General features: G+C 40.4%; 19 protein-coding genes. 6 read left to right on the top strand and 13 right to left on the bottom strand.

All coding sequences use genetic code 11. The features are described from left to right. Nucleotides 1-18: 18 nt before the first annotated feature. The 3 genes from ACSLUF_RS01135 to ACSLUF_RS01125 are packed head-to-tail and all read right to left on the bottom strand — an operon-like array spanning nt 19 to nt 3,903. Entirely contained in the window at nt 19-1,428 is a 1,410-nt protein-coding gene (locus ACSLUF_RS01135; RefSeq protein WP_435624297.1) for an MBL fold metallo-hydrolase, read from the bottom strand. Nucleotides 1,429-1,485: 57 nt separating this feature from the next. Beyond that, the gene (locus tag ACSLUF_RS01130; RefSeq protein ID WP_435624296.1) at nt 1,486-3,216 is read right to left on the bottom strand and encodes a SulP family inorganic anion transporter; all 1,731 of its coding nucleotides are present in this window, start codon (nt 3,214-3,216) and stop codon (nt 1,486-1,488) included. Between the two features lie 54 nt (nt 3,217-3,270). Further along, the gene (locus tag ACSLUF_RS01125; RefSeq protein ID WP_435624295.1) at nt 3,271-3,903 is read right to left on the bottom strand and encodes a Crp/Fnr family transcriptional regulator; all 633 of its coding nucleotides are present in this window, start codon (nt 3,901-3,903) and stop codon (nt 3,271-3,273) included. A gap of 68 nt (nt 3,904-3,971) precedes the next feature. Here ACSLUF_RS01125 and ACSLUF_RS01120 point away from each other — a divergent pair, with 68 nt between their 5' ends. Further along, complete coding sequence (locus ACSLUF_RS01120; protein WP_435624294.1) at nt 3,972-4,493, top strand: TetR/AcrR family transcriptional regulator; 522 nt, start codon at nt 3,972-3,974, stop codon at nt 4,491-4,493. Between the two features lie 40 nt (nt 4,494-4,533). Then, nucleotides 4,534-5,313, top strand: coding sequence for an SDR family NAD(P)-dependent oxidoreductase (locus ACSLUF_RS01115; RefSeq protein WP_435624293.1), 780 nt, complete (start codon nt 4,534-4,536; stop codon nt 5,311-5,313). A 35-nt stretch (nt 5,314-5,348) separates the two neighbouring features. Here ACSLUF_RS01115 and ACSLUF_RS01110 read toward each other — a convergent pair whose 3' ends face one another. Continuing rightward, nucleotides 5,349-5,510: a hypothetical protein gene (locus ACSLUF_RS01110; RefSeq protein WP_435624292.1), complete on the bottom strand. Its 162-nt coding sequence runs from the start codon at nt 5,508-5,510 to the stop codon at nt 5,349-5,351. A gap of 249 nt (nt 5,511-5,759) precedes the next feature. On the opposite strand from ACSLUF_RS01110, the gene ACSLUF_RS01105 reads away from it, so the two are divergent. Together ACSLUF_RS01105 and ACSLUF_RS01100 are read left to right on the top strand one after the other, a co-directional pair. Further along, entirely contained in the window at nt 5,760-5,981 is a 222-nt protein-coding gene (locus tag ACSLUF_RS01105; protein ID WP_435624291.1) for a hypothetical protein, read from the top strand. Nucleotides 5,982-6,132: 151 nt separating this feature from the next. Beyond that, nucleotides 6,133-6,297: a Lacal_2735 family protein gene (locus ACSLUF_RS01100; RefSeq protein WP_435624290.1), complete on the top strand. Its 165-nt coding sequence runs from the start codon at nt 6,133-6,135 to the stop codon at nt 6,295-6,297. 7 nt (nt 6,298-6,304) lie between these two features. On the opposite strand, the gene ACSLUF_RS01095 is transcribed toward ACSLUF_RS01100, so the two are convergent. Together ACSLUF_RS01095 and ACSLUF_RS01090 are read right to left on the bottom strand one after the other, a co-directional pair. Beyond that, nucleotides 6,305-6,718, bottom strand: coding sequence for a hypothetical protein (locus ACSLUF_RS01095; protein ID WP_435624289.1), 414 nt, complete (start codon nt 6,716-6,718; stop codon nt 6,305-6,307). Further along, complete coding sequence (locus ACSLUF_RS01090; RefSeq protein ID WP_435624288.1) at nt 6,715-7,236, bottom strand: glutathione peroxidase; 522 nt, start codon at nt 7,234-7,236, stop codon at nt 6,715-6,717. Before ACSLUF_RS01090 ends, ACSLUF_RS01095 begins: the two co-directional genes overlap by 4 nt. 166 nt (nt 7,237-7,402) lie before the next feature. On the opposite strand from ACSLUF_RS01090, the gene ACSLUF_RS01085 reads away from it, so the two are divergent. Together ACSLUF_RS01085 and ACSLUF_RS01080 are read left to right on the top strand one after the other, a co-directional pair. Then, nucleotides 7,403-8,269, top strand: coding sequence for a hypothetical protein (locus tag ACSLUF_RS01085; protein WP_435624287.1), 867 nt, complete (start codon nt 7,403-7,405; stop codon nt 8,267-8,269). A 216-nt stretch (nt 8,270-8,485) separates the two neighbouring features. Next, complete coding sequence (locus ACSLUF_RS01080) at nt 8,486-9,130, top strand: hypothetical protein (RefSeq protein WP_435624286.1); 645 nt, start codon at nt 8,486-8,488, stop codon at nt 9,128-9,130. A 1-nt stretch (nt 9,131) separates the two neighbouring features. On the opposite strand, the gene ACSLUF_RS01075 is transcribed toward ACSLUF_RS01080, so the two are convergent. The 7 genes from ACSLUF_RS01075 to ACSLUF_RS01045 all read right to left on the bottom strand — a co-directional run bounded on the left by ACSLUF_RS01075 (nt 9,132) and on the right by ACSLUF_RS01045 (nt 19,831). Continuing rightward, entirely contained in the window at nt 9,132-10,142 is a 1,011-nt protein-coding gene (locus tag ACSLUF_RS01075; RefSeq protein WP_435624285.1) for a DUF6588 family protein, read from the bottom strand. Nucleotides 10,143-10,180: 38 nt separating this feature from the next. Further along, nucleotides 10,181-12,007 carry a pyruvate kinase gene (locus ACSLUF_RS01070; protein ID WP_435624284.1) on the bottom strand — a complete coding sequence of 609 codons (1,827 nt, stop codon included), beginning with the start codon at nt 12,005-12,007 and terminating at the stop codon, nt 10,181-10,183. 43 nt (nt 12,008-12,050) lie between these two features. Then, on the bottom strand, nt 12,051-12,416 hold the full coding sequence (locus ACSLUF_RS01065; RefSeq protein WP_435624283.1) for a DUF7009 family protein: 366 nt from the start codon (nt 12,414-12,416) through the stop codon (nt 12,051-12,053). Nucleotides 12,417-12,445: 29 nt separating this feature from the next. Beyond that, nucleotides 12,446-13,123: an ion channel gene (locus ACSLUF_RS01060; protein ID WP_435624282.1), complete on the bottom strand. Its 678-nt coding sequence runs from the start codon at nt 13,121-13,123 to the stop codon at nt 12,446-12,448. 102 nt (nt 13,124-13,225) lie between these two features. Beyond that, the gene (locus ACSLUF_RS01055; protein ID WP_435624281.1) at nt 13,226-16,339 is read right to left on the bottom strand and encodes an efflux RND transporter permease subunit; all 3,114 of its coding nucleotides are present in this window, start codon (nt 16,337-16,339) and stop codon (nt 13,226-13,228) included. 22 nt (nt 16,340-16,361) lie between these two features. Next, complete coding sequence (locus tag ACSLUF_RS01050; RefSeq protein WP_435624280.1) at nt 16,362-17,447, bottom strand: efflux RND transporter periplasmic adaptor subunit; 1,086 nt, start codon at nt 17,445-17,447, stop codon at nt 16,362-16,364. A gap of 20 nt (nt 17,448-17,467) precedes the next feature. After that, nucleotides 17,468-19,831 (bottom strand): TolC family protein, encoded by a 2,364-nt coding sequence (locus tag ACSLUF_RS01045; RefSeq protein ID WP_435624279.1) that lies wholly within the window; start codon nt 19,829-19,831, stop codon nt 17,468-17,470. Between the last annotated feature and the right edge of the window lie 15 nt (nt 19,832-19,846).

Below are 19,846 nucleotides of genomic sequence, written 5' to 3'. Positions count from 1 at the left end.
TTTGATAGGGTATCTGTTTTAGTTTGAGGTGCTTGGACAAGCGAAGTCCGTGGTGGGGATATTTGTCTTTGAAATCGCCCCAAACCCTCCAGCTATATCTATTAGGTTATGGATACCTCGACTTTTTAGGATGGATGCGGCAATCATGCTACGATACCCTCCAGCACAGTGGACGTAAAATGTTCCTTCGGATGGAAACTCGCTCAAATGGTCATTTATAAAATCCAAAGGGGTCAACTTAGCATCGGTCACGTGTTGTGCGGTAAACTCAGGTTCTTTTCGTACATCAAATACCATCGAATCTTTGGTAAAATCCTGGGCAAATGTTGCTGCATCAATACTGTCTACCGTGTCGATTTCCAAACCAGCATTGATCCATGCTTCTATTCCCCCATCCAAGTAGCCTATGGTCCCGTCAAATCCAACTCGGGATAGTCTGGTGATGGTTTCTTCCTCTTTTCCTTTTGAAGCAATCAACAAAATGGGTTGTTTCACATCTGCAATCAGCGCACCAACCCAAGGTGCAAAACTCCCGTTCAGGCCTATAAAAATAGATCTAGGGACATGAGCCTTGGCAAAATCATCTTGATGACGTACATCCAAAACCACCGCCCCGGTCTCATTTGCTGCCGTTTCAAAAGCCTTCGGACTCATAGCGACAGTTCCTCTTTCAATGACCTCATCAATATCATCGTAGCCCTCTTTGTTCATCTTTACATTAAGGGGAAAGTATTGCGGTGGAGGTAAAAGACCATCTGTTACCTCTTTAATGAATTCATCCCGGGTCATATCCGCACGCAATGCGTAGTTCATCTTCTTTTGGTTGCCTAAGGTATCCACTGTTTCGTTCATCATATTTTTACCACAGGCGGAACCGGCACCATGAGCAGGGTACACAATGACCTCATCGGCCAGAGGCATTATTTTGCTACGTAGACTATCGAAAAGGGTTCCCGCCAATTCTTCTTGGGTCATGTTGGCTGCTTTTTGCGCCAAATCGGGCCGCCCAACGTCCCCCAAGAATAAGGTATCCCCACTAAAAATAGCATGGTCCTTTCCGTTCTCATCGCGCAGAAGATAGGTAGTACTTTCCATGGTATGTCCTGGTGTATGCAACGCCACTAAGGTGATGTTTCCCAATTTAAACTCCTCCCCATCCTTTGCTGTAATCGCCTCAAAACTTGGGTTTGCCGTAGGTCCATAAACAATGGGGGCTCCCGTCTTTTTGGAAAGCGTTATGTGTCCGCTCACAAAATCTGCATGAAAATGGGTTTCGAAAATGTACTTGATTTGAGCGTTGGCCTTTTTAGCTCGTTCCAAATAGGGGTTAATCTCCCTAAGTGGGTCAATAATGGCCACTTCTCCTTCGCTTTCAATGTAGTAGGCTCCCTGAGCCAAGCATCCTGTATATATTTGTTCAATTCTCATGATTCTAAATTTGTTTTCAAAGATAAGGAGGTAAAAAAGGTATTTCTGTGACCAAAGTCACATATTCTTCTTTTTGGTCTGTAATGAGATTTTTTGTTGAATACTGGTTTTCGTTTTTAGGCTTTCACAATAGTCGACCGCTTCATGCGTGCGTACAAAAAGATTTTCCTGTCCTATGGTTTCGATTAATCCACTACTATGTAAAATATCCCGAGTTGGCCCTATAGCGCCTGCAATCAAAAATTGAATATTCTGATGTTGAAGTTCTAAAATAATCTGCTTCAGTGCGGAAATGGCGCTACTATCAATGTAATTTATGGTTTCGGCATTCAGAATTACATACTCCAATTCCGGATATTTCTTTTCAATTTGTTTGAATAGCTGTTTTTTGAAGTAATCCTTATTCCCGAAGAACAGTTGGGCATCGAATCGAAGAATCAAAATATTAGAATACGTTTGGACATCATTTTCAAAGCGCTCCACGTTTTTAAAATAGTCGGTGCCCTTTATTCTGCCTAAAACGGCGATATGGGGTTTTGAGATTCGGTTGACGAGAAGTACCAAGGAGAAGAGAATTCCCAAAATAATGCCTTGTGTAATCCCAATGAAAAGGGTGGTCAAAAAGGTCAACAGCAACAGGAAAAACTCATCCTTCCTTTGTTTATATAATTCCAAGGGAAGTTTTAGGTCTATCAAACTATAAATGGCAACTAAGATAATGGCCCCCAACACCGCTTTGGGCAAGTACGAAAACATGGGAGTAAGAAAAAGCAGCGTTAGCCCAACCACAATGGCACTTATTATGGAAGAAAGACCGGTTTTAGCACCTTCATTTACATTCACTGCAGTTCTAGACAAACCCGCATTGGCAGAATACGATTGAAAAAAGGAACCCACAATATTGGACAATCCCAAGGCCCTCAGTTCTTGGTTAGCGTCCGTAAAATATTGGTTACTTTTTTCTTCCACTGCCTTAGCCATGGTCATGGCCTCGGCGAATGAAATAAAAGCCAGGGTTAGCGCTATAGGAAAAACCGCAGTCCATTGCATTGGGTCAATTTTATGCATAAAAAAAGAGGGGAGGCCTTTCGGAATATCGCCGACCAAAGAAACCACACCAATTTGATTGGAAAAGAAAAATATTCCCGAAATAGACAGTATTACTACAATCATGGATGCTGGCAACTTGCGATGTATTTTTTTGAATAGTACAATCAACACAATTGCCCCAAGACCAATTCCAAGGTCCCATAGATTTGTTTCACCCAGCTTTTCACCTATTTCTACCAGGGTTTCTGTAGTATTTAGAGCTTTGATATTGATACCCAAAAAATACTTTAACTGACTTATGGCAATGACCAGGGCCGCAGCCGAAGTAAAGCCGCTTACCACGGGGCGTGATAAAAAGTTGGCTAAAAAACCCATTTTCAAAAAACCCATGGCCAATTGTAGAAGGCCTACAAACAAGGCTAAAAAAAGAGCCATGGCAAGGTATTGTTCCGATGTGGCTAATTTTAGGGCGGCCAAACCTGAGGCCACGATAAGCGAGTCCAAAGCTACTGGGCCCACGGCCAATTTTCTGCTAGACCCAACTATTGCATATATTAAATTCGGAACAAGAGCTGTGTAAAGTCCATAAACTGGTGGAAGCCCTGCGATTAAAGCATAAGCCATTCCCTGAGGAATTAGCATAATTCCCACGGTTAAGCCGGCCGAAATATCTCCAGACAGATAGCTCTTCTTGTAGTTGGGCAACCAAGCCAATATGGGAAAAAAGCGCTTCAGCATCGATACAAAGGTAATCAGCAATGCTATTATTCAAGGTAACACAGGTAGCAAAAGCTATAGGTCGATGATGGTGATATGATTTCGATGCAATTCAATCTTACCCAAACCTTCCAATTTCTTGAGCAACCTTGAAACTACTACCCTTGAAGTGTGCAAATCATACGCGATTTCTTGGTGGGTATTCTTTACATTCTGATTTTTGGTGATATCCGCCTTCTTTTTCAAATAATCCACTAATCGTTGGTCCAAATTTTTAAAGGCAATTCCATCCACCGTGGCCAAAAGTTCATTTAGGCGATTGTGGTAACTCTCAAAAACGAAATTGCGCCAAGAACGATATTTTGAAATCCACTCTTCCATTTTCCGAATGGGAATCATGATTAGTTCAACATCCGTTTCGGCAATGGCCCGAATCTCACTTTTGGTATCCCCAAAACAACAAGCCATGGTCATACTGCAGGTATCCCCGGGTTCTAGATAATAGAGCAATAGCTCGTCCCCATTATCATCTTCCCTAAGGATTTTTATGGCCCCGGAAACGAGCAATGGCATTCCCTTGATATATTGGCCTATCTCCATAATCTTTTCGCCTGAACCAAAGGAGTGCATCATACCCACCTGACCAATTTCATCAATCAAATGGGTTTCAAAGGAGGTTCCAAAACTTTCTCTTAAATCATTTTCCACAAAACAAATGTAATGTTATATCCTATTTTCAAAAATATCTTTATATTTGCAAGTGATTACTCACTTTTATGACGGATAAGCAAGAAAATATTCTAAAAACTGCCTTGGAGCTGTTTGCTACCCATGGTTTTCATGCTATTTCGACCAATAAAATTGCAAAGGAGGCCAATGTCTCTGAAGGTTTGATATTTAGACACTTTGGAAGCAAAAAAGGCTTGTTGGAAGCTATTTTGAATCAAGCCTACGAACGGGCGGCAATTCTATATTCCCATATTATTTCCGAAGAAAATCCGAAGAAGGCTATTCGTGAGACCATTACGCTTCCTTTTCGATTGGAAGAAAGTGAATATCATTTTTGGAAACTCCAGTTTAAACTGAAATGGGAGTTGGAAATCTCAGGCAAAGACAAAGTACAACCCCTTCTTGACAAAATGGCTTGGGCTTTTGGAAAACTAAATTATAAAGACCCGTATAAGGAGGCTCTGGTATTGCAGCACATCGCAGAAAGTACCTTAGCTGGAATTCTTAGGGATGGAATGGAAACCCAAATTTCCCTAAGAGAATTTTTGTTGGATAAGTATAAGGTGTAAAAAAAATTTAATTTAAACTATAAGTAAGTACTCACATATTATGAAAAATGTAGCATTAATTACTGGTGCGTCCAGTGGAATAGGTAAAGAGTTGGCATACTGTCATGCCGAAACAGGCTCAGATATAATTCTTGTTGCCCGTAGTAAAGATAAATTGGATGCATTAAAGTCCGAATTGGAATCAAAGTATAACATTGAGGTAAAAGTGATTGCCAAAGACCTTACCCTACCTAATTCAGCGAATGAGATTTATGATAAAATCAAAAAACAGGGTATCGAAATCAGTTACCTTATCAACAATGCTGGATTTGGTGGGCATGGAAAGTTCCATGAACGTCCATGGGAGCAAGATTTGTCCATGATCAACCTGAACATTACCGCATTGACGGCATTGACTCGTTTTTTCTTACCTGAAATGGTCGCAAGAAACTCAGGTAAAATCTTAAATGTATCTTCAACCGCCAGCTTTATGCCAGGGCCACTTCAAGCCGTGTATTTTGCCACGAAGGCCTACGTTACTTTCTTCAGCAATGCTTTGTCGGAAGAACTACATGATACCAAAGTCACGGTCACCAACTTAATGCCTGGGGCTACTGAAACCGGGTTCGCCAAAACATCCGGCATGGACAAGACAGACCTTTTCGACAAAACTGTTTCCGCCAAAAGCGTGGCGACAGATGGGTACAAAGGAATGTTGGAGGGTAAGTTGGACGTTATCTCCGGTTTGACCACATCACAAAAAATTATGATGAAGATGATACCCTTTACCCCAAAAAAGGTCATTCTAAAACAAATTCGACAGATGCAAGAAGTTAAATAGAATAGGCGTCCCTAAAGGGCGCCTTTTTTTGATTATTAGTTTCCTCCCTGTCTAATTTTAGAATATTTATTGGAAGCTGTGTTAGGAGGCAAAATATGTTTGCCCTTTTCTTCGCTTACCGCCACTTTTTGCGTATTTCTTAGCGAAGAGCATCCAAAAATTGAAAAAACAAAAAATAAAGCCACTATTTTTTTCATATTCCTAAATTTTGAATACTCTAAAATAACGACACTTTACCTCAGGCTCAAAGATTTCTTAAATTTTGAGGTGTTAATTACGTCCTTTTCAACAGAATCCATAAACCTTTCAAAAAATAGCATTCATTTACTTCTTATTGTAGTGGAAGTGATGCAATTGTTAAAAAAATACTAATGGTCCAATTTTTTCGCAACCTAATGATTCATATCTTATCTTTGTTTAGAGTTATTTATAAATGATTAAACAAAATGGATTTACTGCTGAAAGCCGAAGAGTTTGAGAAAAGACCGATGAGCCATATGTCTACCAGTGATCGCGTGCAAGCTTCCAGGGAAGCAAAAGACTTGGTACTATCCATTAATGAAATTTATAAGAAGACAAAAGACTCCAAATTGATGGAGGCGATGAAAAGAATTACGGTCAAGAAAAAGAAAATAGATAAAAGACTAAAGGGTAACCTTTCGGTCTAAATGAGTAAGGGGACGTATTTCAGAAAAAGGCACTTCTTTAAAGTTGCTGTGAGATGGAATTGAACGTTAGATTAATTCGAGTGCCGAATCCTGTTGCGTCCCTTTTTTCAATTTCTCAATATATACATTAAACTCCTTAAATCTCTACAACATGTTTGGACTGTTCAAAAAGAAATCTGAAAAAGAGAAGCTACAGGAAAAGTATGCTAAACTCTTAAAAGAGGCTCATGCACTTTCAACAACCAATAGAAAACTGAGTGATGACAAAACGTATGAAGCAGAGCTGGTAATGAAAGAAATAGAAAAACTACCCTAGCATTTGGTTACAGACAGGTTAGACTTCCTAGCATAAAAAGGATTGACCACAACACCGTACGGCCCCAATTTTTTCTTACCAATTTCTCCAACAGAATATCATCCACTTGCCCCTTTGAAATGGCTTTATGCATCGGTACAAATTGAGCGAAAGTCATTACCCATATGATGATTACCAAAACAGTGGCCACAATATTCCATATATTGGGTTTCGTAAATAAGGTTACCAAGTAAATCCCTAACTCAGCCAACATTAGAGGAGCCACAATAAAACCCATTAAGGCGGTATATTTTCGATGCCATTCGATTAAGTCCTCTTTAGAAAAGTGAGAAAAACTGGGGTAAATTATCAACTGCACAATCCAAATCAGAATTAGCAATCCAAAATCCACTAAAAGTCGAACCCTACAGATTTCTATCATAAATACCGAGTAATTTTAGAACTTGTTGGCTTGGTAAAAGACAAAAAAGTATCCACCCATTTACCTTCTTTATTGACCAAATATTTCTGAAAATTCCATTTTACGCCCGCATTACGTTTTCCATTCAGACTCTTTTTGGTAAGCCATGTATATAAAGGGTGTTGACCACTACCCTTCACTTTGATCTTTTCTGTAATTAAAAAAGTAACCCCATAATTCCGTTGGCAAAACTCTTGGATTTCGTTTGCAGTACCTGGTTCCTGCCTTCCAAATTGATTACAGGGCGAACCTATGACAACCAGTTCTTCTTTGTACGAATCGCTCAGTTTCTGCAATTCCCTGTACTGTGGGGTAAATCCACAAGAAGAGGCAACATTTACAAACAATATGTGCTTGCCTTTGAAATCATTTAAGTCAATATTGGAACCATCCAGGGCTTTGATAGGAATATCATATATCGAAGAAAATTCCCTACCCTTTGTTTCCGATTTGGTTTTAATTTGTGTTGCGAGCTTCATGTGCTATTCTCTTTCGCTCAAAGTTAACTGTTTCAATCAAGAATGCATTTGTTTAAATATTTTTATTTTTCGTTAAACAAAAATTTTTATTGGTTTTGTCATAGTTTTGGCTAAAGTCCATTATTGAAACGCGTAATAGTTTTTCCAAGAAAACGACTGAAGCCATATGCTTAGACAAACTTATCCAACAATTATAATTTTACTTGCCATTTTATTTCAAAGTTGTAAGATAGCCGACCTTAGGACATCTGCAGTACATCCTGATTTACCTAATCGCGAAAATAAGGCGATTGAGTTAATCGAAGGTCTTATAACCAAGTACGGTCTGGATAAACTTGAAGATGCAGAAACCTATTCGATATTGGCCACCGATAATTGGAAAGGATTATATGCCTTGGTCAATCCCTTTCCAAGAGATAACGAACTCATGGAGATGCGGTTCAGGCCAAACTCCTTTGATGGGCAATTCAATTATTTGGAAGGAAGGAATAAAACCATCTATGGGATTCAATCCTTTCAACACTATCGCATCAAGGAAACTGGCATTGTCAAATTTCGAAAGAAAAAAAGCATCACTTTTGCACTCCCTGCTATCCAGTATTTTTTTGAATTGCCTCTTCGATTGAAAAATGCACCTATCTTAAAATATGCTGGCGTCCAGATTGTTGAAGGCCGGACTTATGATTTAGTTTTTGCTACTTGGGAAAAAACAAAACCTCATAAAGAGCATGACCAATATCTATTGTATATCGACAGGGATTCTGGTGAGCTTTCCTTTGCCAACTATACAGTTCGCGGCATGTATCTTCCAACTCCACGAAACATTTATGGTTCCATTCGATTTGAAGAACTAAAGAGGAATAGCGACAACATTAACTATCCTGGCAAACTGTACATCCAACTAAACAAGCTCAAAAAACCCCAACGTGCCTTGCATATTGTAACTATTGAAGACCTAGAAATAGACAGTTTCCCTTTATCAACATTATATCCTGACAAAAGCATCAAATTTCAGGGTGACTCCAAGTATTGAAATTCTACATCCCGATGGATTTCACCCATCAATGAAAGGAGGTCAGGCGGCAGCCAAAGATATCAGGTTGGCTTTATTTCGATATAGGTTTTAATACGATTTGAATTGCTTTACATTCCGCACTAAAGGACTGTCCATAGACTTGCAATTAGGGAATCGAAAAATTTGTAGGAATCAAATTTTTTACAAAACTTAGAGGTCTAGACACTATAAACCATGAAAACACCAACCATTTTACCTTGTTTCCTCTTGGTCCTATTGCTTTCCAGCTGTTCTTCCTATTTGACCAGTTCGGAGAATGTGAGCAATGCCAGAAACGATTATGAAAAAATCCTAGTTGTCGGACGTTCCAAAGACAATACAGCGAGAATAAAGTTCGAAAACAGCGTGGTATCACAATTGGCCGAACAAGGTCTGAATGGAATTTCTTCCTATGCAGAAAATGCTATGGTGGACATCAATAAAAAGTATTCAGATAGTGAATTGGTTACGCTAAAGAAAAGACTAATGTCCAACGGTTATGATGGCGTAATTGTGACCAATCTTATCAATACTGAAGCCTATACGGATGTGGTCCCCGGTGGAACATCAACGGCCTATGTCCCAGCTAGAGTTGGAAGATTTGGCAGATACCTTACCTATTATCCCGTTACCACATGGGAACCAGATCAACTAAAAAGCGGCACCAAGTATATTTTTGAAAGCAGTTTGTATAGATTAGCCGAAAAGGCCGGCGACAACCTGCAATGGGTGGGGCGCTTTGAGGTAAAAGACCCCTCGAGTCTGGAAAAAACCGTAAACAATTACGCTACGGATTTAACTAAGGCCTTGGTGAAAAACAGTATTTCCAACGCAAATTGACTTATTTGGCCCGAATAATATTATAGTTAATTCCCAGTGCAACATTGTTGAAACCCTGCAGGGTGTAGTCCAAACTGATTTTAAACCGGTTCATCCGTACACTTCCTCCAAAGTTTCCTCTAAGTCCAGCGATGTCACCCTGCACGTCAAACGGATTCTCAAATTGTACGGTTTCTTCTTCGGTGGTTATAATATAAGTCCCTTCAACCGCATAATTGGATTTCCCTGTAACATAACCCAGGCCTCCGTAAACATTCCAAACCGGGAACTTCGTGGATGCCATAGCCTCAAATAACCAAGAATTCAAGGACCCGTCTATAGATTGGGATTCACCAGTCACAAAGCCATCCGTGTCAAAATCATAATCCGCATCCAATCTTGTAAATGCTGCAAACAGGGAAATTGCTACAGGTAAATTGTTAAATCCTGGGATGCTTTTGGAGATTTCATGCTTTAATCCAAACCCAATAACCCCAAGTGATACGTCATCTATGGATATTTTGGGAAAGAGGCGAAGACTAAACTCCGAATTCATGGGTAACCCTAAGTTAGCCTGTAAAAAGGCATTTGGCAATAGATTGGTAGAAAATAGCCCAATTCCCGTGGGAGCATCAAAGATGAATTCTTCATTATCCCTAGTAGCGACAAAAGTCACCTCCGATTCAGTACTTCCCAGTATTGTGGGAATCCTTACCGTAGTGCCTCCTCCCAGGACCTCTAGATTATCAATAGCGCTAATATCAATTTGCTTGGATAATTTTTCGTTGGGGACAAATGAGCCATTGGCGACTAAAGATATATCCAAGGCCCATGCGGATTTAGCTTCAGCAGTGTTGTTCCAGGCACCTGTTAAGCCGTATAACAATCCTTCACTTAAAGGTTCAAGGTATAATGAGGCCAAATCTTCGGCAGCCTCCACTCCTAGGATTAAATAGTTCTTAAAATCAATATCACTTTGTGCATCTGATTTAAGTCCTATCAACAGAAGTAATAAAAAACCTGTCTTTTTCATTCTATAAGTCCGCGTTTTATGAAAAAATGCGATTAGCTTTAACCCATAGCCAGAGATTTCAGTTTTGGAAGCATGGATTCGTTTTTATTTTGGGAGGATTCCATCTTGCAAAGTATGGTATCCAGCAATGTGATAGCCTCAAGTATAAATGGTCCTTTATTTAGCATAACACATTCCGCCTTCAACGCGGTCGTAGCATCGGTAATTTCCGATCTCGAGGGCAAGCCGTTTTTGGCCAAGTTTTCCAACACCTGGGTTGCCCAGATAACCGGAACATGGGCCGCACCACAAATGGATAACATCTCTTGTTGAACTTGTCCAATATTTTCCCAGCCGGTTTCAATAGCCAAGTCTCCCCTCGCTATCATAACCCCGATGTTTTTGGTCTTCATGGCTTTCAAAAGAATGGGAACCAAATTCTCAAACCCGGACTGCGTTTCAATTTTTAGTACAACATCGAGTTTTTCCAAGGCTCCAAGATGGGAAAGTTCTTCATACAACTCCACCACGTCTTCCTTTCGGTTCACGAAAGAAAAGTTGACGATATCCGCATTTTCCGCCACAAAAGCCAAATCCTTTTTATCCTTTGCTGTAAGACCTGAAAACCCTAATCTAGAATCCGGGAAATTAATCCCTTTTTCGGCTCTTAGTTTTGACCCATTTTCTTTTGCTAAGGAAATCCGAATTTTAAGAATATCCGCTTCCGCCGAGGTGATTACTCCACCAATTTTTCCATCATCAAAAAAGACTCTATCTCCTTGCTTTACATAATCGAAAACCTCCGGCATTTGACAGGAGATCATTGCAGGTGTTACCATTTCTTCATTCTTATATTCAGCTGGTCTGCCCAGGGTATCCTCTTTTTTCAACCATATCTCATCATTAACCTTAAGTACAAGCGCATTTTCTTGTGGAGCAATCTGACCCACTTGAAGTTCCGTTGGTTCATCAGACGATGTAATCAAAAACAACCCGGGTTCAAAATAAACGGTCTTTACGGTTTTTAATTCAACCTGATTTTTATCACTGCTTACCACTTTTAGTTTGCGTCGTTTTGAACGGGCATCTACCATAGTCAGTACTTGGTCCACCTCTATGCTTTCTAAGTTTTGAGATTCAATCGGAAGGGTGTTGGGAATAGATGTATACTCAGACTGGGGTACCAAGAGGACTCTTCCTGGCTCGATTACTTTTCCATATGCATCCTTTTTGGGTTTACAACGCACCACTTGTGGGCCAGGGATAATTGGGCCAGTGCGGATTTTCGGGCCAGCCAAATCCATCGCAATTTTTACTTCTTTATTTAACTCCCCTGATGCCTTTTTTATGTTGGTTATAATCTGACTCCATACCACGGGTGAGTCATGTGCACAATTGATTCTAGCACAATCCATTCCCTTAAGCACCATTTGCCTAATCAGTTCGTAATCTTCTGCGGCTTCTTTGGGTTGAGTTACCATAATGCGAACTCTTCGGTTGTCAGCTCCAATGCCCAATAGGTTTTTGGTGTTTCTGGTTAGTAACTTCCTCCCTTTTTTGATGGACCAATGGCCTTTTAATGCCTCCTCCTCTCTTTCGGATACGGCCAAGCCCAGCAAATACCGTATGGTCAATACGCTTGACTTAATATGCCCTTCAGCATTGGCAAACCGGGTCAAGCCCAAATTTTTAAGATGCTTTTGTATTTCGCGGACATCAAAGCTTCTGAAGGAGATATAGTTTAGAAGATTTTGTGCGCTCTTCACGTAGTATGAATCTACACTGTTCAAAGTTTCAATCATGCTTTCCTCATCCCCATCCATTTTTGCAATGATTTCATCCATACGTTCAATAACCTCTATGACTACCTCTTTTTTGATTTTCATGTTGTTATTGGATTTTGTGAACTTTTTGGTTAGGTAATTCTTTCTATTTCATTTTTGGATTGGGATAATTGTCAGATTGGTCTTCCGTAGTCTGATCCATACATACGAAATCCTTTTCCAAAATCAAGGCTAACTCCTTGTCGTTATTGAGACTTTGATTATGATAAAAACCAACATTCTCATTAGTATCCCAGTCAAGCAAAAGAACATTTGGAACATAAAGGGTTATCGTTCCGTCAAGAAAAGAAGCATACAAATTTTCTTCCTCTTCCGAAGCCTTGACCACATAGGAAAAAGGAGATTCGTTAAATTCTGTTTTCTCTTCTACACATCCTTTTTTGCACAGTTCATCTACTTCTGAACGCGTTAATCTGAACCGTACCGAATTTCCTCTAATCCTGATTTTCATTATCCCTTAAGTTAGTGCTTTTTTAGGTTTTATTCCCTGTCCATTTTGTTATGGGAAATGTATTTCTCCACTACCACTGCAGTGATAATCACCAAATAAAACTGCCCAATCAAGCCAACAAACATGGTTGACTTTTGGGCTAATGAAGTAACAGGTAGGATATCCCCGTAACCTATGGTCATTAGGGTAATGAAACTAAAGTACATTAGTTTATCGGTCAAAACATCGGTTGACGTAGTATTCAATAACAACCCTCCTTGAAAAGAGCCTGGTATTACCAACTCTATGGTAAGAAAAATGAAGAATCCTATCAATCCCAATGAGATATACCCACTGGTCAATCCAAAAATGACATTTTTATTCACTCGTTTGGCATACCAAACCTGTTTAATAATCTGTACTGTAACCAATACATAGAACAAAAAATACCCGGACAATCGCATAAGACTGAGATGTCTAGGCTCATCGCCCACAGTGGTTGAAATACCAAAAAGAATAGTATTAAGTCCCAAAATGAAAATACTAAACCACATGAGCTTTGGACTTCCAGAAATCAGCACTACCCCAGCCGAAAGGTTAATCAAAAACAATAGTGGTTCAAGTACGGTTTCAAAAAAGACAGGCGGCACTACCAAAGAGCCGAATAGAATGGCTACCTGGCTTGATAGAAAAATTTCGAAACGATTATCATATAACTTTCTAAGCATCTATTACTGCCATAAATATTCACTGTTCTTACTTCCCCTTCGAGGGAAAATTGCTAAGACACCTCATAACAAAATAGAAGTCTGCATTCTAATCATTCAACATTATGCATCCAATAGGGCTTCATCAAATTCGTACCCTTTATAATTGACCTTAAAAAGCGCACTGTAAAGCGAAGGAATGAAAAGCAAGGTGATTATAGTTCCAAATAGCAAGCCAATCATAATACTTACAGCCATTCCTTCCCACATTTCTCCTCCTGAAAGGTACAGTGGCAACAACCCTAAAATAGTCGTAAATGTTGACAATAATATAGGTCGAAAACGCTGTAGACAGGCTGCAATCACCGAGTCTTGGTCACTCCGCCCAGCTGCCAGTTCTACCTCCATCCGGTCAATGAGCACAATAGCATTATTTATAACAATACCTGCTAAAGAGATGACACCCAAAAAGGGCATAAATCCGAAGGCCTCTTGAAATACCAATAACCCAACAACCACACCGATAATTCCAAGGGGAATAGTCAATACGACCATAGTCATTTTCCGAACTGAATTAAATTGAATAATTAACAATAGCACTATGATAAACCCTGAGATAGGGAGGTAGCCAATAATTGGTCCCATGTTTTCTGCGGTTTGCTCAGCATCACCACCAAGTTGATAGGTGTAACCTTCTGGCCATACTCCATCAATTTGTTCTTCCAGCCATGGGGTTACTACCGACATGATTGCCGATGCATTACCTCCATCCCGTAGTTCACTGCTAATATTTATCGTTCTTCTGATATCAAGACGTTTGATTTTGGCATATTGCCATGCAGGCACTATAGAGGCTACTTGCAATAAAGGCACACTTTTCCCACTGTTTTGTGAGTACACGTTTAAGGTTTCCAAGGAGGCCAAGGTTTGTTGCTGGCTGTCCCCACTTCGCATCACAATAGGAATGGACTTATTGTCTTCTCGATATTCGCCGGTTTGAAAACCATCCAATACCGTTTGCAAGGAGGTCGCAATATCTGAACTCGTTATACCGGCATTCTGAGCCCGATTTTGGTCAATTTCAATCAAGAACTTTTTACTTTTTGGGCCCCAATCATCCTTTACGTTTTTGGTAAAGGCAACTCCTGACAGCTTTTGTTTTACACTTTCAGCAATGCTCGACAATTCATCCGGTTCAGGTCCAGATACTTTAATTTCTATAGGAGTTCCTCCTCCTCCAGAACCTAAAAGCCCTACCTTAATATCCGCATTGGGAAAATTCTGAAAAGCATAGGCATCCAAACGCCTCACCATTTCCACATTTTCTTCAAAAGTGGTGGTATTCACGAGAATATGGGCGTAATTTGAATTAGCCTCATCGGGAGAGTATCCCAAATCATAGGATTCAGGTCCTTCTCCTATATAGGACGACCAACTCACAATACCTTTATCCCTTTCCGCGTTGATCTTGAGGGAATCTGCCATAAAACCCTCTATCTGATCAACTACTTCGGTAGTACGTTCAATCCTATTCCCTTCGGGAAGGTTGATATCTATAGTTATCATATTCCTATCACTATCAGGGAAAAAGATAAAGGGGATATAACCGAAGCCATATAATGAAAGAAAGAAGGCCACAAAGATGCCCACGATTACTTTGTATTTATGTCGCAAGGCCAATAATATCAAATCTTTGTAATAACGTTTGGCTGAATTGATTATACGATCTACCAAGCTTGGCTTCTTTTCACCTTTGGGTGCGACCTTCAGAAACATATAGCAGAACATGGTAATTACCGTAAGTGCAATTAACCAAGAAGACATCAAGGCAATGGTTATCACGACGAAAATAGGTCCAACGATATCCCCCATGGTGGTCGGAGACAGATAAAAAGCCAGGAAGGCCGCGGAGGTGGTCAAGGTTGAAATCAACAACGGCATCCAAAGCTCAGAAAAAGCCTCTATGGCCGCCTTGTACTTTTCCATCCCTTGCTCCAATTTTACCATAATCGTTTCAGCAACCACAATAGCATTATCCACTAACATCCCCAATGCCATGATAAGAGCGGCCAAAGTCACCTGGTTAAGACCCATATTAATAATGCCCATAAGCATCAAGGTCATGATGGTCACAATAGGAATCAAACTTGCGATTACAAATCCTGTCCGGAACCCTAAGAACACGAGCATTACAATGAGCACAATACTTATGGATTGTATTAGGTTCACCATAAAATCGCTCACCTTAACATTAATGTAATCATCTAAAGAGGACACCCTAGTGAGTTCCAAACCTACCGGTAATCGTTTTTCCCATTGGGCTACCACTCCATCTACTGCTTCCCCCAAATAGACGATATTCTTGTCCTCTTTCAGGTTGACGTGCATGGTAATGGCTTCCTTTCCATCGACACTAACAATTTGTGTGGGAGGGTCAATATAGCCTTTGGTCACAGTTGTGATATCTCCGAGTTTTACTAACTGAGACCCATCACCAACCGCAATCAACATATTTTGAATGTCCTCAACAGAATCAAAATTCCCAGTGGGTTCCAAAATAATACGTTCATCCCCTACATTGATTTGACCTCCGGAACTCAAGATATTGGTAGCACCAATACTCTGTTGCAATTTGGATGCTGATAAACCATATTCTTTCAATCGCGTATTGTCAAACTCCACAAAAACACGTTCATCCTGTACGCCCCCAAGTTCTAGTTTGGCAGCATCGGGTAACTTGATTAAATCGTCTTTGATATCATCCGCATATTCTTTCATTTCCGAATAACTGAACCCATCGGAAGTCAAGCCCACAACAATCCCGTAGACATCGCCAATACCATCATCATTTAAATTGGGTGCTACTCCAGATGGAAGGCCTTGGATTGAATTTAATTTTCTACGCAACCTATCCCACACAGATTGCAAAGTTTCTGGCGACACCTCATCTTTCAAAGAAACACTAACCACAGAAAGGCCAGTACGCGAGGTACTGGTCACCTCTTTTAACTCTGGAAGCTCCTGCGCCACTTTTTCAATTTTGTCGGTGACCAATTGCTCTACCCGCTCTGGACTGGCTCCAGGAAACTGTGAAACCACCGTAGCTACACGAACCGTATAGGGTGGCATACTATCCTGGGACAAACTGAAATACATGTTGATTCCCAACAAAATGATGGTTGCCAACACCATAAAGGTGATGCGATTTTTATCAATGGAGAATTTGGCTAAATTCATATTCTGGTTGGTTATAGTGTTGTTATTGCAACCTTACTTCTTGACCATCTAAAAGAGTCTGCAAGCCGGCCACGGCAATTCGCTGCCCTGAAGAAAGACCAGAGGTCACTTCAAAACCTTGGGCAGTTAAATTACCGAGTTGTACGCCCTGTTTCTTAACCTTTCCGGTTTCACCCTCACCTTCTACCAGGAAAACAAAACGTCCATTGCTATCCTCTCCAACTGCATGTGGCGGTACTACCAAAACATTATCTGCCGAGTCGTAATCTCCAAAATCAAAAGTTACATTAGCGGCCATACCACTCTTAATGGCATCACTGGGATTTGTTACAATTACCCGAACTGGGTAGGTTGATGTGTTGGCATCTACCGCGGGTGCTACTTCCGATACCCTGCCTTTAAATTCATCTTCTTCTATTGAGGTAAAGTCGACAACAACATCCATATCGGGTTTTACACCATTGATGATACTTTCTGGAATGCCCAAAGTAATTTCCATGTCAGTGCCGGCATTTAAAACCGCCACCGCTTGCCCTGGACTCACGTTTTCATCGATTTCTGCAGAGATTGAGGCAATTGTACCGTCTTCAGGTGCATAGATATAGCCATAATTGATTTGTTCTTGCTGAATCTGCACTCCTCGTTTCGCAGATTTATAGCTCTCCTCAGCATTTCTAAACGAGTTTTTCGCTGCTTCGAAGTCACTGAGGGAAGTACTGCCCTTTTCGTAAAGTGTTCGAACTCGATTCAGGCTTAATTTAGCCGTATTTACTTGGGAAGCGGCACTGTTCAATTGGGTTATGGATTGTTCGTAGGACAAACGAGCCTGAACATTGTCCAATTTGGCCAACAATTGTCCCTTTGTGACTTTTTGCCCAAGCTTCAAATCAAACTGCGTGATTATTCCTGAACTTCTAAAACTCAGATTGATGATTTTGTCGGTTCTGGCGGTTCCGCTAAAGGTTCTTGACTCTTCACCTCCCAAAAATCCAATCTCCATATACTTTACGGGCCGCAGTGTGTTTTCCTCCTTTTTTTCTTCCCCACCACAGGATACTAGGAGTACACCGAGTACCCATAAAAAACCGAGTTGTTGTATTATTTTCATATTCCAAGTGTTTTGGTCAATTAATTTTGTGTATTTAAGAATTCAAAAAATCGCTGTCTGAACTCATCATTCTTTTCCTTCGTATTTAGCAAGAAGTAGTAGCCCATAAACCGCTCTAATTGAAGCGCGTTTATTAAAAAGTTGTATACCGCGTTGGTTCGAGCCAACTGTGCATTCAAATAGTTATTTTGGGCGTCCAATAGCTGAACAATATTAACTGCGCCTTCCGCATACGAAGCCTGTGTAAGTTCAAGAGCTTCAGCTGCGGTTTCCTCCGATATTTTAGACAATTCAATATTGGACATTTGGTTGACCAAGTTCAGTACCCCATTTCTCACATTTACAGCAATGTTCAATTCCAAATTGTCCCTGTTGATTTCCAACTGGTCTTTTTGAATAAGGGCAGTCTGTCGGTTAATGTTATTCTGGTTCTGATTGATAATAGGAATGGAAATGCTCGCTCCGGCAGTATAGGAATTATCCACCAAACCAAAGCCAAGACCCTCCGGAACAGTACTTCCCGCTCCCGAACGGCTGAAGGTGGAATTGTACTGCCCTTGCAGAGCAACCGTAGGCAGAAAACGACCATACCCATTTAAGCGAATGTTACGTTCTGTGGCGTCAAGGCTATAGCCCAATGACCTTAGTTCAGGCGCATTAACGTAGGCTTCTTGAATTAAAAATTTGGTAAAGGATTCTCGCAAACTTGGGTTGTCCAGCAAATCAAAAAGTTCGTTGTACTTATAATCTTCGAAAACACCCTCGTCCATTTGAACATCGGTCACATCGATTTCCAGTTCGGTAGGATTGTTTAAAACTTGATTCAGAAGCAAAAATCCCAACTCCAGTTGGTTGATGGCTTCTACCATGGATTGGGTATTTTGAGCCATTTCACTACGAAAACGCAGCATGTCGGATTTTCCGGATTGCCCAGCTTCAAAATTCTGTTCTGATATCTCCAAATTCCTTTTGGTTAAATCCACATTGCGAACTTGTATTTGCGTGTTAGCCTTTAGAATCAATACATTAAAATAAGCATTGGCCGCATCGAATATCAAATCTAGTTGTGATGCGTTGAAATCTTCTTGCTGGGCTTTTTGCAGATTCTTTTGAATGGATATGTTGGCATTGGCCGTTTCGGAGAAAACCGTTTGGTTGAGGGTTATATTGCCCGCAGTGGAGAATTCTGGGTTCTGCCCATTACTGATTGTAGCCAAGTCGGGGTCTACATAGGTAGCCGAGCCAGAGGCGGTCAAGGAAGGCAAATAATTGCTATTGGCGGTCTTGACATCCTGAGAAGCCAAATCCACATCCATTTGATCGGATTGGATGGATAAGTTCTGTTCGAGCGCCTGATTGATTACAGTAAGTAAATCATATTCCTTTTCAGATAAGACATTTCTAAACTCGCCTACAAAGTCGGTTTCGCCAATCAAACTATACTTAATTGGAAATCCAATTCTATCGGAAGTATTGTAATTTATGGTTAGCCTTGGATTATAATCAATAAACACAGGCAAATCCGACATTGGAGTACCCGTCACATAAGCTTCCACATTTAGAGCAATTCGTCTAAAAAATTGGTCTAAATTCTCTTCGGCCTGCAAAGTGGCCAAAAAACCCAGTTTTACATCCGCAGGGCCATTCACTGTAAATGAAGGCAATTTGCGTTCCAGAAGTTCTCTTATCAAGACCTGTTTCTCCTCGGTGGTCATAAAAAAACCACCCGCCATGTACAAAGCATCGGTACCTTCAAGATTAGCAATGATGTCATCCACAGACTCAAATGGAATCAAACGGTAATCTGAATTTAAATCCGCCAACTCCTTGTCAAAAATTTCTTTGAATGGTAATATTTCAGCGATTGGTGCATCAATCGCAATACCCAAGGTTTTAAAGTCGCTAAGCTCTTTAAATCGGTTTAAATCATCTTGATACGATTCCGATTCTATCAAATAGGTGAAATTTTCAATTCCGGAAGTGGTCTTTGACAGGTCCAATTGTTGTACATCCCTGTTTACCGCTCCGAATAGTATGGTTGGTTTTTCATGAACCGTTAAGGGACTAATAATTTCATTGTTCAATACCCCAAAGGCCAATATAATGTCAATATCATTTCCCAAAAGCTGGTTGTAATTACTTCGGGCAGTTTCCAAATTGAAATTATTCACCAATAGGCCATAATCCGGAAAAACGATATTGGCATCTTCCCCAACAACCGCCTTAACTTCGTTTTTAAGCTTATCAATTAAGGGGGAAAGTTCTCGATTAACCCTATCCACCAAAATACCAACCTTATAGGTTTTTTTATCCTGGGCCATCCCTTGGAAAGAAATGAGCATTATCGCAATCCCTAAAATGGCTTTTACGCAATATTTTTTCATATAGAAGCAATTCAT

The sequence above is a fragment of the Flagellimonas sp. genome (assembly GCF_965601775.1).
GTDB lineage: Bacteria > Bacteroidota > Bacteroidia > Flavobacteriales > Flavobacteriaceae > Flagellimonas.
This window is presented reverse-complemented; position numbering and strand designations above follow the sequence as displayed.

Excerpts from the sequence above, each read along its gene's own strand:
- ACSLUF_RS01135 (WP_435624297.1), bottom strand. The coding sequence starts at position 1,428 with ATGAGAATTGAACAAATATATACAGGATGCTTGGCTCAGGGAGCCTAC.
- ACSLUF_RS01130 (WP_435624296.1), bottom strand. The coding sequence starts at position 3,216 with ATGCTGAAGCGCTTTTTTCCCATATTGGCTTGGTTGCCCAACTACAAG.
- ACSLUF_RS01120 (WP_435624294.1), top strand. The coding sequence starts at position 3,972 with ATGACGGATAAGCAAGAAAATATTCTAAAAACTGCCTTGGAGCTGTTT.
- ACSLUF_RS01115 (WP_435624293.1), top strand. The coding sequence starts at position 4,534 with ATGAAAAATGTAGCATTAATTACTGGTGCGTCCAGTGGAATAGGTAAA.
- ACSLUF_RS01110 (WP_435624292.1), bottom strand. The coding sequence starts at position 5,510 with ATGAAAAAAATAGTGGCTTTATTTTTTGTTTTTTCAATTTTTGGATGC.
- ACSLUF_RS01105 (WP_435624291.1), top strand. The coding sequence starts at position 5,760 with ATGGATTTACTGCTGAAAGCCGAAGAGTTTGAGAAAAGACCGATGAGC.
- ACSLUF_RS01100 (WP_435624290.1), top strand. The coding sequence starts at position 6,133 with ATGTTTGGACTGTTCAAAAAGAAATCTGAAAAAGAGAAGCTACAGGAA.
- ACSLUF_RS01095 (WP_435624289.1), bottom strand. The coding sequence starts at position 6,718 with ATGATAGAAATCTGTAGGGTTCGACTTTTAGTGGATTTTGGATTGCTA.
- ACSLUF_RS01090 (WP_435624288.1), bottom strand. The coding sequence starts at position 7,236 with ATGAAGCTCGCAACACAAATTAAAACCAAATCGGAAACAAAGGGTAGG.
- ACSLUF_RS01085 (WP_435624287.1), top strand. The coding sequence starts at position 7,403 with ATGCTTAGACAAACTTATCCAACAATTATAATTTTACTTGCCATTTTA.
- ACSLUF_RS01080 (WP_435624286.1), top strand. The coding sequence starts at position 8,486 with ATGAAAACACCAACCATTTTACCTTGTTTCCTCTTGGTCCTATTGCTT.
- ACSLUF_RS01075 (WP_435624285.1), bottom strand. The coding sequence starts at position 10,142 with ATGAAAAAGACAGGTTTTTTATTACTTCTGTTGATAGGACTTAAATCA.
- ACSLUF_RS01070 (WP_435624284.1), bottom strand. The coding sequence starts at position 12,007 with ATGAAAATCAAAAAAGAGGTAGTCATAGAGGTTATTGAACGTATGGAT.
- ACSLUF_RS01065 (WP_435624283.1), bottom strand. The coding sequence starts at position 12,416 with ATGAAAATCAGGATTAGAGGAAATTCGGTACGGTTCAGATTAACGCGT.
- ACSLUF_RS01060 (WP_435624282.1), bottom strand. The coding sequence starts at position 13,123 with ATGCTTAGAAAGTTATATGATAATCGTTTCGAAATTTTTCTATCAAGC.
- ACSLUF_RS01055 (WP_435624281.1), bottom strand. The coding sequence starts at position 16,339 with ATGAATTTAGCCAAATTCTCCATTGATAAAAATCGCATCACCTTTATG.
- ACSLUF_RS01050 (WP_435624280.1), bottom strand. The coding sequence starts at position 17,447 with ATGAAAATAATACAACAACTCGGTTTTTTATGGGTACTCGGTGTACTC.
- ACSLUF_RS01045 (WP_435624279.1), bottom strand. The coding sequence starts at position 19,831 with ATGAAAAAATATTGCGTAAAAGCCATTTTAGGGATTGCGATAATGCTC.